Here is a 13,555-nt window from a genome sequence, read left to right on the forward strand (position 1 = left end):
GACCTCCTTCCGGAGCCGATCACACGGGAGCTTGACAGCCTGATGGATCAACTTCAGGCGATTCCGTTCAAGCAGGTCAAAGCGATTATTGAGCGGGATCTCGGAAAACCACCCGATGCCATCTACGAACGCATCGATTCAGACCCGCTTGGGTCCGCGTCAATTGCTCAGGTCCACCGAGCCAAAACGCAAGATGGGGATGACGTCGTGATCAAAGTCATCAAGCCGGGCATTCGCGACGTCATCACGTCGGATCTGAAGCTCCTGGAGTTTTTTGGCGTCTTTCTGCAGTGGATACTCCCGCGGTATCAGCCGAAGCAAATTATTGAGGAGTTTAGTGCATATACCAAACGGGAGATCGATTTCGACTACGAGGCGGATCACGCTGAGATCTTTGCAACCAACTTTCAGGACGTGCCCGGCGTCGTTTTTCCGGAAGTATACCGGACCCTGAGTACCGGAGACGTGCTCACCATGGAATACTTGGACGGCATTCGTCCGGGATCGGAGGCAGCCCTCCAACTGAGTGAGGCTGAGCGGCAGCAGGTGGTCGACCTTGGGGCCTCGGCCATCATTCGGATGCTCTACAAGGACGGCTTCTTTCATGCCGACTTGCACGCCGGCAATCTCAAAATCATTCCAGGGGATCGACCAGAGGACCTCAAAATTGGATTCATCGATCTCGGAATGGTGGGACGGTTCCGGTCCGAGTTGAAGCGCAGCATGCTGTACTACTATTACGCTTTGGTTCGGGGAGACGTGGAGAATGCAGCCCGTTACCTTCTCAATATGGCCCGCGTTGGGGAAGGGGGCGATCCACAAGGATTTCGTCGAGCCGTCTCTGACATGGCCCGTCATTTTCTGATGCGGAGCAAGCAGGGGTCGGTTAGTCTCGCGCAGGTCATCCTTCGCTCTTTGAGTCTGGGAGGGCAGTATCGGGTGTTCTTTCCTGTGGAAATGACGCTTATGGTCAAAGCACTCGTGACCTTCGAGGGGGTAGGGCGTACGCTCGATCCGGACCTGGACGTGGTGGCGGTATCGCAGCGCCACGTACGCCGCATCTTTCGGGATCGATTTGATCCGCGGGCGCTGGGATCGGAAATGCTGACCAGTGCGCCAGAGCTGGTGGACGTTGCGTTGAAGTTGCCGCAGCTCCTTACGTCTGGGGTGTCGTATTTGGAGGAATCGCTGACGGAGCAGCCCTCGAGTGACCCGTTTTCAGGACTTCGCAGCAGCATTATCGCGGGCTCGTGCATCGTGGGCGGCGTCATTTCTGTGGTACAGGGAGGCCCGGTATTGCTTTCGATCCTGCTGTTCGGCACTGGGGGAATCTTGGCGCTTTTTGGGTAAAGGCAGTTGCTAAAACCGGTCGAATCAGGACTGGAAGGAAACGGGACGGCTGTGGCATGTGTGTTCTCAAACATCCCAGAGGAGCAGCAGAGCCATGTCGGTAGTGCGACAAGGAATATGCAGAATACGGGGAGAGGAGAGACGCCGCTCTCAATATGGCGAGGAAAAGGGACATCGGATATGCCAGCATGCTCAGTGCGAGGGAGCTGTGAAACGCTCGACGCCGCCCGCTGCGTTTCTTCTCCATCAGGTCGGATTCGAGGAATGAGGAAATGAGGGCGAACGGAACGGTACCAACACACCATCATGCCGAATAGGCTCATTGTCGTGACGGGCGCCAACGGGAATGTTGGGGCTCCACTGGTCGATGCACTCGCGGAGCAGGGGATTTCTGTTCGGGCTGCCATTCACGGTGGGGAATCTGCGTTTACGGCTGACGTTGAGACGGTCCATTTTGACTTTACCGATCGGCAGACGTGGCCCTCGGCGTTCCGAGACGCACAAGGGCTCTTCGTGCTACGTCCCCCGCATCTCTCAAACGTGGAGACGACGATTCACCCGGCGCTGGATGCGGCCATCGCGGCAGGGGTTGGGCACGTGGTGACGCTTTCCGTGATGGGAGCCGGTGCCAATCCATTTTTGCCACACCGCCGGATCGAGAAGCATGTCGAATCACAGCCGGTCGCCTGGACCCACGTGCGACCTGGGCTCTACATGCAGAATCTGAGCGGAACGCACCGAGCAGGGATTTGCAAGCACGACGAGATCATTGTGCCTGCGGGAGAGGGGCGCGCCAACTGGGTTGACACGCGGGACATCGGCGAACTTGCCGCGATGGTCCTAGCGGAAGGGGCAGAACATGACAAGTGTATCTATGAGCCCACGGGGCCCGAGGCGCTTACCTACCATACCGTTGCCGGAATCCTTTCGGATGTGCTGGATCGGAAGATTCAATATGACCGTCCGGGGCTTTGGCGATATGTCCAGCACATGCGCTGTGATACAAACTTCGATCTCGGGTTCATTCTCTTCTCTTGCCTCCTCCACACGCTGGTGCGCCTGGGCCGCTCATCACGCGTCACAGACGATGTGAAGACGGTATTGGGGCGTCCACCGCGATCCCTTCGGGAGTTTGCCCAGGACTATGCCGACGTCTGGCGCTCATGAGACCTCCCTACGCTGGTGAATGGGGGATTAGCGCGGGGGCTGCCAGGGGACTCTTCCTGCCTCCTGAATGTGCCGACGGAGCGACTCGGCCAGGGACTCAAATTGTTCGGGGTGGGTTTTCTTTAGGTCCGTTTGCTCACGGGGATCTCGGCCCAGGTGGTACAGGTGGAAGGGCTCACCCGGTCGGTTCTGCAGCAACTTCCAGGGACCGTGCCGGACGGCGTGGGCCGCCTTTCCCATGTACTCTGGGCCGCCCTCCCGGCGTACCCAGAACAAGGTTCGGTCCTCACCGGAGGAAGTGGTGGTTCCGCGGAGCACGGGAAGCAGCGACCGACCATCGAGGTGGCGGTTTAGGCGTACATCCGCAACATCGGCCAGGGTCGGGTAAAGGTCCATGGTCATCCCGAGGTAGTCTGACTGGGTCCCCGCTTCTATGTGCCCCGGCCAGGTGATCGCCGTGGGGACTCGCACCCCACCTTCATACATGTCTTGCTTGCCCCCGCGAAGAGATCCGTTGCTAGCGCCGTGATAGAGCGCCCCTCCGTTGTCGGAGGTGAATACAATCATCGTGTTTTCGTAGGTGCCGGTTTGCTGGAGGGCCTCGACGACCCTTCCGATTCCGTGGTCAAGGTGTTCGATGAGGGCAACAATTCCCGTCCGCTTATCACTCAACTGAGGTTCACGCTCTGCAACCTGAGCCCGCCACTCTGCCGGTGGCTGGATGGGAGAGTGGGGAGCGTTGTAGGCCAGATACAGAAAGAAAGGGGCCCGGGACGAATCTTGCTGGAGAATGTAATCGCGCGACCAGTCGGTGAACAGCGTCGTTGCGTGGCCCTTCGGGTCAATCACGCGATCATTCCGACGCATGTAATTGTGACCGTGGCGACGGTGGGTGTAGTAGTCGTCCATCATGTCACCCAGAAAGCCCTTAAAATAGTCAAAGCCACGAGCCGTTGGGGTATTGGGAGGCTCAAGGCCTAGATGCCACTTGCCCACCATGGCCGTGTGATATCCCGTTCGGGCCAGCAATTGGGGCAGAAGCACCTCCTTTGGGCTCAGGTATCCCCAGCTGTTGCGGGCGTGCGTCCGAATGACGCCCGGCACTCCGGCGACATCCGGGTATTGGCCGGTGAGCAGGGACGCGCGGGACGGGGAGCAGACCGGTGAGTTGGCATAGAACCGGTCGAAACGCATACCGGCGGCCACGAGCGAATCAATGTGGGGCGTCTGCAGGGCGTCCGCACCGTAGCTGCTGAGATCTCCATAGCCGAGATCATCGACCATGATCAGGACAATGTTGGGTGGGCCTGAGGATCGTTGCTGTGCGTTCGCCGGAAGGAAGAGAAAAGCAGCGACAATGAAGGCAAGGGCCGAGCGAAATGTCATAAAACGGGGGCGACAGTCAAGAAATTCATGGTGGCTGCTTCATTCGCGGCCCCGAGGATATCAGAAACGAGACCAGGGCATCACCCCACTCAAAGCCCCCACGAGGTCAGTCCGAATCTCCGTCTTCAGAGGTCTCCCCAAACGTCTGCATCACGCGTGTGGCGAGAGCGGTAGACTGCTCGATTTCCTCCTCATCGGAATGGTCCTCGGCGCGGCGGCGAGCGAACAGAAGCGGATTGGTGGAGGTCGTACGGTCCTCTACACGTGCAACGTGCTCTTTCAGGCCGTCGCGGAGTGGATTCGGAAGGGTGACGGTACGGGAATCGCGCTGGTTGTCGCCGGGGAGGGTCAGGGCGGCCTCGTCCAGTCGCACATCTTCACGGCGGATGCGCAGGGCCTCGGTCAGCTCCACGTCGCAGCGGAGAAGCATTTTCGCAAAGAGGCTCTGGGTAGAGCGGGGGACCGACGCTTCTGGTTCGTCTTCTTCCTCCTCCGTACGGGTCTTGTGGACATCGGTAATGTAGAACATGATGCCGTCGAGGGCCCGGTTCCGCTCTGGAGGCGACACGTTCGGATGGGCGTCGAGAAAGTCCATAAAGTCCGATACACTGCTCATCCAGAGCCAGGGGATCCCCTGGTCCTTGCAGTATCGCTGAAAGCACACCGTCCATACCCCGTAGGTTTGGGCAAGCTTCGGTTTGATGTGGTGCTTCGGCGCGACCCGTCGGATCGCGTCGAGAATCTCGAGCTCCTCCTGATCGAGCGCAACGGTTTCTTTGTCGGGGATGGACATGGGGCAGATCGATCAAACCCGGAAGTGGTCGAGGCTGAGGCTGGCGAGGGAGCCTGGACTGTAGCGAACGCGTGCGAGCAAGGGACGATAATCCCGTGCCTCAAAACCCTTTACGTATAATGATTTATTTTGGTGCAGAGTTCGTTCTGCTTGTGCGGGCGCGTGGAGCCCTCTGAAAGGATAGGGGATGGGGGGGCTATCGGTTGAGCCACCCAGCGATGCCTCGGGCAATGGATCGAGGCGTAAATCGCACCATGGCGGCGCCGATCTTGTTGGGCCACCCGGGGACCGTAAGTGTGCGTTCCGCCCGAAAGCCTTCATATCCGGCCTGCGCCACGGTCTCCGGCGTCATGGGAACCCCCCATTGGAATAAGTGGGTTTCGTTCATGTTGGCCTTCTCGACAAAGGTAGTGCGGGTGGGGCCAGGGGCCAGACACGACACGGTCACGTTGGAAGCGTCGAGTTCGTCGGCCAGGCCTTCGCTGAAGGAGAGCACGTACGCTTTCGTTGCGTAGTAGACGCTCATGAACGGGCCCGGCTGAAAGGCTGCAGTGGATGCCACATTCAGCACGCCGCCGCGATTGCGCTCTTCCATGGCCGGCAGCAACCGGCGAGTAAGGTCCGTAAGGGCGGTCACGTTGACCTGGATCATGTCCACCTGCCGCTGTGGATCAAGATCCGAGAAGCGGCCGCGCACCCCAAAGCCTGCGTTGTTGACGAGCACGTCGACTGAAAGGTCGCGGTCGTTGAGGTTTTGGATGATAGTGGACCCGATGCCGGGAGTGCTCAAGTCGGCGGGAAGTACATGCGCGGTAATGCCGTAATCTGATTCGAGCGTTTCGGCCAGCTCCCGCAGCGCCTCCTCGGTGCGGGCCAGTAGGATGCAGTCGCTACCGGCACGAGCGAAGCAGCGGGCAAGCTCACGTCCGATGCCGGAAGACGCCCCGGTAATCAATACGGTTTCGGGGGAAACAGCCATGACGAAAGAAGGGCAGGGGCAAGTTTACAGGGGCAACCGGCGGATTCGTCGTCCGCTTGGAGGAAGATCGGCAGAAACGGCCTTTCGGGAGACAATGAAATCGGGCACGACGGGAAAAAAAGCCAAGGCAGCACGACGATCATTCCGTACCGAGGAGGGGGACAGGAGATCCCCAACGAGGGCATGTGTGTAGGATTGGATCCGACATGGAGATTGGGCGGCGAAGGAGGAGTTGCCATCTCCCTACGACCGCAACGAAACACCACTTCCGTCCTTTCGTCGGACAGGCGCGGTTTATTCTTGTCTTTTGTACTGAATGCCTTCCGATTATGGCCGATCATCCGCAGTGGGATGCGCCTCCCGAGATGCAAATCGATACCGACGCTGTGTACGAGGCGACAATCGAAACGAGCAAAGGCACCATCGAAGCCGAACTCTATCCTGAACACGCCCCCCGGACGGTCAATAACTTTGCGTTCCTCGCTGACGAGGGGTTCTACGATCAAATTGGGTTTCACCGGGTTATTGAGGGCTTCATGGTACAAGGCGGCGATCCCACCGGCACGGGACGCGGCGGCCCGGGCTACCAGTTCGATGATGAGATCGAAGGCAATCCGTTGACTCATGAAACCGGCGTTCTCTCAATGGCCAACGCCGGCCCCAACACGAATGGCAGTCAGTTCTTTATCACTCGCGCCCCGCAGTCGCACCTTGATGGCAAGCACACTGTGTTTGGCGACGTTGTCGATGGACAGGACGTAGTCGACGATATTGAGGAGGGCGATATGATCGAGAGCGTGACGGTAGAGAAGCGGTAGGGAACGATACTGGACAAAGGGGGCCGTGTAGGACGGAAGGGCGAGGTGCGTAATGCATATACACGCACGATTCCAGACGTACCGATAGGTGTCCCTCTCCCCATCGAACGTGTTCAATGCTATGAATGCCCGAAACGCCCTCATTGTCCTGGTACTGTTGACCATTGTGATGGCCCTCATTCGGTTCTTTCAGCAGGGCTGGATCATAGGCACTACGGCCACGATCGTGGTGGTTGGGGCAGGCTTCGTGGGGGGGAGCATGTACGTGGCTGGCGAAGAGGGGGCGAATCCGCGCCTTGCGCAGCTTGCCACCCGCCTGCGTGCCATTGGGCTCATCGTCATCGGGCTGGGGACACTCTTTGGGGCCATAATGCTACTCTTGTAGTTTAAGCGGGGGCACTAGTGCTGAAGGGCAGACCGCCCAGTCGCAAAACGGTCAAAGCCGAGAGTCCTGCACGCTTTTTGTCCTCTTCTCGTGGGATTTTCGGGAGAAGACGTATAGGAGATACACTCCGCCATCCGGAGGGAAAGGGGCTCGGCTTTCTCTCTTTCGGTCCGGACGTGTGCTCCATGGCCTCTCCTCTCCCGATCAGCGCTGACTCCATGTCCTTTACGCCGGCCTCGTCGTTTTGGGCGCGGCCTCTCTCGTCGCATCGTGTAGCTTAGAAGGGCTCCTCTGGCCATGGGGGACCGACATCCCCTCATGGTTTGCAGACAACCGGGCGAGGGATCCCCACCACATTTTTGCGGCAGCAACGGCCACAGCTCCGCGACTCCAGCTGGCGTCCAGCAAGGGGGCGACTAACAGAAGCACGTAGGTGTGTATCTCGACGATCGGGAATTTGTACACGCTGCTTCGAGTACAGGCGTCACCACTTTGCCCTTGACGTACGACGACTAGCAGAGTCACTACTAGACGGCCCGTCGCTTCGATGTGATATAGGCAATGTTTGGGGGAGCGAGAATCCACGTTTCGGTGTTGCCGTACGTGGACCGTCTCGTTCTCTATCGAAAATCTCTCCTCTTTTATGTCTTCCATTCCGAGCCGGACGCTTGCCGCCGGCGACACTCTCCCAATTGTTGGTTTTGGCACCTGGGACCTGTCTGAGGCCGATGTGCACGATGTTCTCCCAACAGCCCTCGACAACGGGTACACTCACGTCGATACGGCCGAGGGATACCAGAACGAGGAGGCCATTGGCGAGGTGATTGCGGAATATGAGCGCGACGACCTCTTCCTCACGTCCAAGGTGCTGCCCTCCCATCTGCACTACGAGTCACTGCTCGATGCGCTTGCACGATCGCTGGAACGCCTCGGCACGGAGTACCTGGACCTCTACCTCATCCACTGGCCGAATCCGGCAATCTCAATCCGTAATACGCTGCGTGCCCTCGAACGCGCCCACGAACAGGGCCTCATTCGAAACGTGGGGGTCAGCAACTTTAGCAGGTACCAGCTTCAATTCGCCCGGCGGATTGCGAACGTTCCCATCGTGGCCAATCAAATTGAATTTCACCCCTGGTACGTCCGGCAAGACCTGCTTGACTACTGTCAGGAGCACGACATCGTAGTGGAGGCGGCTGCTCCGCTCGCCCGAACCACAGTGCTCGAAGATCCGGTCATCAGAGAAATTGCCGACAGTCACGATGTCATGCCCGCTCAGGTGGCCTTGCGGTGGGCTGTGGAGAAGGATGTCGTGGTGCTCCCCAAGTCCACGAACCCTGATCACATCCGTGCCAATCTTGACCTCTTCGACTGGTCGCTCGATACCGAAGACATGGAGCGGATAGACCAGCTCGACCGTCAGGAGAACGTCTACATGATCGACCTGGACGACGAGGTATACGGCGTGCCGGCCTGAGCAAGAGGCGGGGCGAGAAGCCCCCGTTCTCGTTACGCCGCGCCTGTCTTGGGGGGCGGTCCCACGTACTGAGCTCGGGGACGAATCACCTGTCCCTCCTCGTACTGCTCGATCATGTGGCCCGTCCAGCCCACCATGCGGCCCAAAGCAAAGAGCGTGAGGGCGGCCCCGGAAGGGAGGTCGAGTGTGCGCTCCAGCGCCACCAGGGCAAAGTCGAAGGCCGGTGGTCGGTCGAGCAGGTCGGGCCCGACGGTCTGCGCCGCCTCGGCAAACGCCGTGCCTGTGGACATGGGCCGCGTCGCCTGCAGCATTTCGAGGATCATCTGAGCGCGCGGATCGCCGTCGGGGTAGAGGCGATGGCCGAAGCCGGGCACCGTGTCGCCTCGCCGCAGTCGCGCCCGGACCGTTGCGCGAAACTGTTCGGGTGAACCCGCTTCCTGCAGGAGTGCAGCGATGCGGGCCGTATTGCCGGTATGGCGTCGGCCACGCACGGTGGAGAGGCCCGCACTCACGGCGCCGTAGGGCGTGGTGCCCGATGACGCCACGCAGCGGACCGCGAAGGCGGTGACGTTCAATCCGTGGTCGGCACTCAAGACGAGGGCAGCGTTGAGGAGCGGCAATGCCGTTTCCTTAACCTTCCACGCTATTCCCAGCCGCTCGGCGACGGGGCCGGGACGCTCGGTCCCGTGGTTCGATTCGACGAGGGTGGTCAGCAGGTCCATCAGGCGTGATCCTGTGCGTACGATGCCCGCCTTTGATCGATCATAGGCGTGATCATCCGTGTCTTCCATTTGGGGGAGGAGCGCCTGCATCTGTCCTAGCGTCGATTCAGGATCCGACGATGGACGTTCGTAAGCTGGCAGGGAGGTCGAGTTGATGTCAATACGGTCGTCGGTGTCCCACAGCAGAGAGGCAACGTCTTCGAGCGAGTGCGTCTTGGCCAGATGGCACGCGTCATGCCCACGGTAGTAGAAGAGCCCGTCTTTGATGAGCGTGAGGGCCGACTCTGCCACCGGCAAGCCCCAGTCGAGCGCTGTGCGGGCGGCGGCTTCTGGGTCAGTCCGCTGCTGGGTCCGGCGCTTAAGCCGTTGCACGTCATCAGCTCGATAGCGGCGGGCGCGATGGCCTTCGTCGGCGGGCTCGGAGCGGAGCAGTCCTCGGCTCACATAGGCGTACAGCGTGTTTTTGGCAATGTCTAATTCGTCGGCCGCCTCCTCGGCGGTAAGGTAGCGGGGCATTGGCGGATGCGTGGAAGGATGAAAGATGAGCGGAACCGTCACTGTCCGGTTCGGCAATTCTTAAACACATTGATTCAAGAATCAAGATTGACAACATCAGCACCGAGGTCAATCTTGGGGCCACAGTCATGCTGAACCAGATGCCCTCGTTCACGATGTCTACGTCTCGCACCGTCGATGATTTTGCGACGCTCTTTCGGTACAATCGGTGGGCCAACCGCCGGCTGCTCGACACAATGCAGGCGGCCGAAACCACGCCGGAGCGTGCATTGGAGCTGTTCAGTCATGTGCTCCGGACTCAAGATCACTGGTACGGCCGCGTGCAGGACACCGAGGCTGCGACTCTCGACTTTTGGAAGACGGAGTCCCTCGCGGCCTGTGCCGAGCGTTTGGAGGGGAGCACCCGCCGATGGGAAGCGGTGCTGGACGGACGAGCGACGGAGGATCTCGACCAGATGATTGCGTACACGAACTCCAAAGGTACCCCTTACCAAACCTTTCTCCGGGATATCCTCACCCATATCGTAAATCACGGCACGCACCACCGGGCCCAAATTGCGCTCGTGCTCCGGAACGCCGACATTGCTCCCCCGGCCACGGATTATATCTTCTTCGTGCGTGAGGAATGAGCAGGAATGGGCGCGGGCTGTGGAGTTTGGCACACGGCCCCTGATCACGCCCGGGTTTGCATCCATCCCCGAATTTCTGTCTCCGAATCCAATTCAGGCTCATGCAAATGTCTCGCTGCTTCGTCCTGTTGATGGCTCTTCTGATTCTTCCCGTCTCGGTACAGGCGCAGGACACGCCGCCAGACGGGCACATCATCGAGGGCCTAGAACATCCCGAAAGTGTGGCAAAGGGGCCGGACGGAGATACCTTCTATGCCTCGAACATTGGCGCGAAACTCGCTCCCACTGCGAAGGACGGCGACGGCTCAATCGCGCGTCTCTCCGCGGACGGCTCCGTCGAGACGGCCCAGTTTCTTCCGGCGTCGGACGAGGCGACCCTCCACGCCCCGAAGGGCACGGTCGTGATGGACGGACGCCTCTACACCGCCGATATCGATCGGGTGGTGGGCTTTAGCCTCGAGAATCGGACACAAATCGCCGACATTGGTCTTGCCGACAAGGGGGTTTCGTTCCTGAACGACATTGCCGTCATGGAGCGCCAGACGCTTCTTGTTTCTGCCTCCAATCAGGGCACGATCTACCGGGTGGATCTGGAGGCGGGCACCGCGACGGCACTCGATGTGGAGATTCCTGGGGTGAACGGGCTTGCATACTCGTCTGCCGATGGCGTGCTCTACGCCGTGAATTTTGGTGGGGAGCAGGGGGGGCAGTTGTGGACCCTTACGCTGGACGAGAGTGGGGCGGTAGAGGGGAGCACCAGCCGTACTCTGCTGGAAGGAGGACGATTAGACGGCATCGTTCTGCGCCCGAACGATACAATTTTGATTTCGGACTGGGGCGTTGCGGCAGACGCAAGCCCGACCCGGGCCCTCCATCGGGTGGAAGACGGAGGTACCGGCTCGGTAACGACCATAGCGCTTTCGGACTGGAAGGGACCGGCCGACTTTACCTGCGCTCAAGGACGAGGATGCTGGATTCCGGATCTTCCGGCGAGCGCAGTGGAGGTGGTGCGTCCTGCCGAGCGGATGAAATAAGGGGAAGAGGAGATGTCAATTACTCCTCTACCATATCAAACATCGAGCGGCCTGGGTCGTCCACTAAGACGGTCCCCGGACTGTCTTCAGTGGACTCGTCTTCCGAGTCGGAGGCATTGTCAACGTGGGTCCGAAGGCGAGCGAGCGTGTCGTGCAGGTCAGATTCCTTCGCGTCCTCTTCCTCCTCGGTCAGGTCCTGCAGGCGTTCGCTGGCGGAGCGCAGGCTCTCCACAATGCTCGGGGAATCGTCGTCTTCCTTCGCATTCGTCTCCGAATCGGCCTCCGATGGGGTAGGGGCTTCATCGGGCGAGTGCGGAATGCTGTCTCCCGATTCGGGAGAGGGAGGAGATGGTTCCTCCGCCTCGCGCATCTTGGCGGTGAGGAGAGTGCGGAGCATGTGGTCCAGCGATAAATTTCGCTTTGCAGCCATCTGCTCCAGCCACTCGATTTGATCTGGCGTTAGTTTTACCTCAAGCGACTCTAGCTGGTCGGAATCGTCAAAAGCGTCGGTAACAGGAACGCGCATCCGGGACGTAGGGGACTACGAAAGGGTCAGAACTGAATCACTGCGTACGGATAAATCGGCGGATGCCCTGATGGTTTGTACCGAGATGTTGACGATTTCTGGGGCGTGTTACTGTGATGTAAACGCCCCCGATACAGTCATACTTGAATCATAAATCAGGGGGCTCGGCTGATGAATGCGAGCACGTGTTGGGCAATCGATGATCCCCGTTCTTCTTGGAGGAAGTGCTCGGCGTCGTCGAGCAGGATGTTGGGCTGATTCGAGGCAGTCGGAATGAGCGTTCGGAAAAACGAGTGGGCCTCACCCAAAATGGGATCGTTGGGCGCAAAAAGCACGAAGGCGGGTTTGGACCATTCTGCCAATCGTGCCCGCGTGCTGCGCATGATGTCCGCTCCGGGGGCGTCCGGCGTCATGGGCACTAGGAGCGGCCAGGCAACAGCTCCCGCCTTCGATTCGGGAGTAGGAAATGGGGCTTCATAGGCGGCCTCCTCCGCGTCGGAGAGGGAGGAGGGATCGGCGAGCCCCTGTTTCACGACTCGCCCGATGGGGAGGTCTGGTACACGCTCGACGAATCGACGCCATTGGAGGAAGGCTGGACTTTTTTCCTCCTCTCCCGTCGGCAAGAAGGTGTTCAGGATGACCAACCGCGCGATCCGCTCTGGGTGCCGGGCGGCGTAGGCAAGGCCCAAAAGTCCTCCCCAGTCCTGCACCACGAGCGTAATGTCGGTGAGGTCGAGTGACGCGATGAACGCTCGAAGGGTGTTATAGTGGAGCTCAAAGGAGTAGTCCTCCACCGCCGTCAATTTATCCGAGCGCCCGAACCCGATGAAATCTGGCACCACGACCCGGTGGGATTCACTCAGAGGCGGAATCATGTGACGGTAGAGGTACGCCCAGGTAGGAGCGCCGTGGAGGCAGAGAATCGGGGGGCCGTCGCCCTCGTCCACGTAGTGCATCCGCAGGTCGTCCTCCACCGTCACGTAGTTCGGCGTGTACGGAAAGTCGGGTAGACCCTCGAAGCGCTCAGCGGGGGTACGGTAAGGCATCGGCGGTTAGGGGGTGAGTGCGTGAGTAGGGCATTGTGGGGGAGAAACGCGGGAGGATTACACGTCCGGCTGTCTTGAAACGACAATAGCGGGTTCGCGACAGGCAACCATTGTGGACGTTTACAAATCACTCTGAGCAATTCGACCCCCCCTACTCACAAACATCCACACCCCTTACTCCTCAAAAATCAGGTCTTTCAAGAGAGAGGGAGGCGTTCGATCTTCAACGAAGGCACGCCCTTCTGCTTCTCCCTTCTCGCGCATCTCGTTGAGGGGGGCTTCACTCGTCACCGAGCCGTCGAGAATGATGCCGGTTGCAATGTCGGCCAGACGCTGGCCCAGGTCCCCCTCCCGCGGAAGGCCCTGTCGGGTGCCCCGTTCGAGGGTGCGAATCGTATGATTGCCTACGGGGATGTCGAGGGCACGGCTTACGCCCGCGGTGAAGCCCACGACATAGGCAGCCGGCTTGGCTTTTAGCAAGACCGGAGCATAATCGCCGGGCAGATCGCCGACCTGTAAGCGAAGGCCGTCGGCTACGGTCTCGATGGCCTCGTCGGAATTCTCATGCGGCATGGAAGAGACAAAAGGATTGATGGAAAAACGTCGGACGCCTGCTCAACGGCTCTGGACAATGCCCGTTCAGTCAAAGCACTGACCCGGCGGATCGACGCTGACGTTCGAAGAGAAGGCTGGAGACAAAAGGGAGCAGTCGTCTCATGCCCTCGTC

General features: G+C 59.7%; 14 protein-coding genes (1 of these 14 cut by a window edge). 7 read left to right on the forward strand and 7 right to left on the reverse strand.

Annotation, left to right across the window (positions count from 1 at the left end):
• Positions 1–1,350 carry the 3' portion of an AarF/UbiB family protein gene (locus BSZ35_RS10820; RefSeq protein ID WP_105012444.1) on the forward strand. Its footprint begins 480 nt before the window's first position, so 1,350 of the gene's 1,830 nt are visible here — the last part of the coding sequence; its start codon lies beyond the left edge, outside the window; its stop codon occupies positions 1,348–1,350.
• Positions 1,351–1,656: 306 nt separating this feature from the next.
• Positions 1,657–2,517, forward strand: a complete 861-nt coding sequence (locus BSZ35_RS10825; RefSeq protein WP_105012445.1) for an NmrA family NAD(P)-binding protein — start codon at positions 1,657–1,659, stop codon at positions 2,515–2,517.
• A gap of 27 nt (positions 2,518–2,544) precedes the next feature.
• On the opposite strand, the gene BSZ35_RS10830 is transcribed toward BSZ35_RS10825, so the two are convergent.
• From BSZ35_RS10830 to BSZ35_RS10840, 3 genes are all read right to left on the reverse strand, one after another.
• Entirely contained in the window at positions 2,545–3,903 is a 1,359-nt protein-coding gene (locus tag BSZ35_RS10830) for a sulfatase-like hydrolase/transferase (protein WP_105012446.1), read from the reverse strand.
• 106 nt (positions 3,904–4,009) lie between these two features.
• Positions 4,010–4,696: a hypothetical protein gene (locus BSZ35_RS10835; RefSeq protein ID WP_105012447.1), complete on the reverse strand. Its 687-nt coding sequence runs from the start codon at positions 4,694–4,696 to the stop codon at positions 4,010–4,012.
• Between the two features lie 196 nt (positions 4,697–4,892).
• Entirely contained in the window at positions 4,893–5,675 is a 783-nt protein-coding gene (locus tag BSZ35_RS10840; protein WP_105012448.1) for an SDR family oxidoreductase, read from the reverse strand.
• Between the two features lie 329 nt (positions 5,676–6,004).
• Here BSZ35_RS10840 and BSZ35_RS10845 point away from each other — a divergent pair, with 329 nt between their 5' ends.
• From BSZ35_RS10845 to BSZ35_RS10860, 3 genes are all read left to right on the forward strand, one after another.
• Positions 6,005–6,493: a peptidylprolyl isomerase gene (locus tag BSZ35_RS10845; RefSeq protein ID WP_105012449.1), complete on the forward strand. Its 489-nt coding sequence runs from the start codon at positions 6,005–6,007 to the stop codon at positions 6,491–6,493.
• A 121-nt stretch (positions 6,494–6,614) separates the two neighbouring features.
• A complete protein-coding gene (locus BSZ35_RS10850; protein WP_105012450.1) occupies positions 6,615–6,878 on the forward strand; it encodes a hypothetical protein in 264 nt (87 codons plus the stop codon).
• A 643-nt stretch (positions 6,879–7,521) separates the two neighbouring features.
• Positions 7,522–8,355: an aldo/keto reductase gene (locus BSZ35_RS10860; RefSeq protein WP_105012452.1), complete on the forward strand. Its 834-nt coding sequence runs from the start codon at positions 7,522–7,524 to the stop codon at positions 8,353–8,355.
• A 32-nt stretch (positions 8,356–8,387) separates the two neighbouring features.
• Here the strand turns inward: BSZ35_RS10860 and BSZ35_RS10865 are convergent, their stop codons facing one another.
• Positions 8,388–9,593, reverse strand: coding sequence for a citrate synthase family protein (locus tag BSZ35_RS10865; protein ID WP_105012453.1), 1,206 nt, complete (start codon positions 9,591–9,593; stop codon positions 8,388–8,390).
• A gap of 155 nt (positions 9,594–9,748) precedes the next feature.
• Here BSZ35_RS10865 and BSZ35_RS10870 point away from each other — a divergent pair, with 155 nt between their 5' ends.
• Both BSZ35_RS10870 and BSZ35_RS10875 read left to right on the forward strand, forming a co-directional pair.
• The gene (locus tag BSZ35_RS10870; protein WP_181149291.1) at positions 9,749–10,222 is read left to right on the forward strand and encodes a DinB family protein; all 474 of its coding nucleotides are present in this window, start codon (positions 9,749–9,751) and stop codon (positions 10,220–10,222) included.
• Positions 10,223–10,329: 107 nt separating this feature from the next.
• Positions 10,330–11,256: a hypothetical protein gene (locus BSZ35_RS10875; protein WP_105012455.1), complete on the forward strand. Its 927-nt coding sequence runs from the start codon at positions 10,330–10,332 to the stop codon at positions 11,254–11,256.
• A 19-nt stretch (positions 11,257–11,275) separates the two neighbouring features.
• Here the strand turns inward: BSZ35_RS10875 and BSZ35_RS10880 are convergent, their stop codons facing one another.
• From BSZ35_RS10880 to BSZ35_RS10890, 3 genes are all read right to left on the reverse strand, one after another.
• Positions 11,276–11,782 carry a hypothetical protein gene (locus BSZ35_RS10880; protein WP_105012456.1) on the reverse strand — a complete coding sequence of 169 codons (507 nt, stop codon included), beginning with the start codon at positions 11,780–11,782 and terminating at the stop codon, positions 11,276–11,278.
• A gap of 155 nt (positions 11,783–11,937) precedes the next feature.
• Entirely contained in the window at positions 11,938–12,828 is an 891-nt protein-coding gene (locus tag BSZ35_RS10885; RefSeq protein ID WP_105012457.1) for a haloalkane dehalogenase, read from the reverse strand.
• 174 nt (positions 12,829–13,002) lie between these two features.
• Positions 13,003–13,401, reverse strand: a complete 399-nt coding sequence (locus BSZ35_RS10890) for a hypothetical protein (RefSeq protein WP_105012458.1) — start codon at positions 13,399–13,401, stop codon at positions 13,003–13,005.
• Positions 13,402–13,555: the final 154 nt, after the last annotated feature.

The organism is Salinibacter sp. 10B, assembly GCF_002954405.1.
In the GTDB taxonomy this organism is placed as follows: Bacteria; Bacteroidota; Rhodothermia; order Rhodothermales; family Salinibacteraceae; genus Salinibacter.

Excerpts from the sequence above, each read along its gene's own strand:
- BSZ35_RS10860 (WP_105012452.1), top strand. The coding sequence starts at position 7,522 with ATGTCTTCCATTCCGAGCCGGACGCTTGCCGCCGGCGACACTCTCCCA.
- BSZ35_RS10850 (WP_105012450.1), top strand. The coding sequence starts at position 6,615 with ATGAATGCCCGAAACGCCCTCATTGTCCTGGTACTGTTGACCATTGTG.
- BSZ35_RS10845 (WP_105012449.1), top strand. The coding sequence starts at position 6,005 with ATGGCCGATCATCCGCAGTGGGATGCGCCTCCCGAGATGCAAATCGAT.
- BSZ35_RS10890 (WP_105012458.1), bottom strand. The coding sequence starts at position 13,401 with ATGCCGCATGAGAATTCCGACGAGGCCATCGAGACCGTAGCCGACGGC.
- BSZ35_RS10865 (WP_105012453.1), bottom strand. The coding sequence starts at position 9,593 with ATGCCCCGCTACCTTACCGCCGAGGAGGCGGCCGACGAATTAGACATT.
- BSZ35_RS10825 (WP_105012445.1), top strand. The coding sequence starts at position 1,657 with ATGCCGAATAGGCTCATTGTCGTGACGGGCGCCAACGGGAATGTTGGG.
- BSZ35_RS10880 (WP_105012456.1), bottom strand. The coding sequence starts at position 11,782 with ATGCGCGTTCCTGTTACCGACGCTTTTGACGATTCCGACCAGCTAGAG.
- BSZ35_RS10885 (WP_105012457.1), bottom strand. The coding sequence starts at position 12,828 with ATGCCTTACCGTACCCCCGCTGAGCGCTTCGAGGGTCTACCCGACTTT.
- BSZ35_RS10875 (WP_105012455.1), top strand. The coding sequence starts at position 10,330 with ATGTCTCGCTGCTTCGTCCTGTTGATGGCTCTTCTGATTCTTCCCGTC.
- BSZ35_RS10870 (WP_181149291.1), top strand. The coding sequence starts at position 9,749 with ATGTCTACGTCTCGCACCGTCGATGATTTTGCGACGCTCTTTCGGTAC.
- BSZ35_RS10830 (WP_105012446.1), bottom strand. The coding sequence starts at position 3,903 with ATGACATTTCGCTCGGCCCTTGCCTTCATTGTCGCTGCTTTTCTCTTC.
- BSZ35_RS10835 (WP_105012447.1), bottom strand. The coding sequence starts at position 4,696 with ATGTCCATCCCCGACAAAGAAACCGTTGCGCTCGATCAGGAGGAGCTC.
- BSZ35_RS10840 (WP_105012448.1), bottom strand. The coding sequence starts at position 5,675 with ATGGCTGTTTCCCCCGAAACCGTATTGATTACCGGGGCGTCTTCCGGC.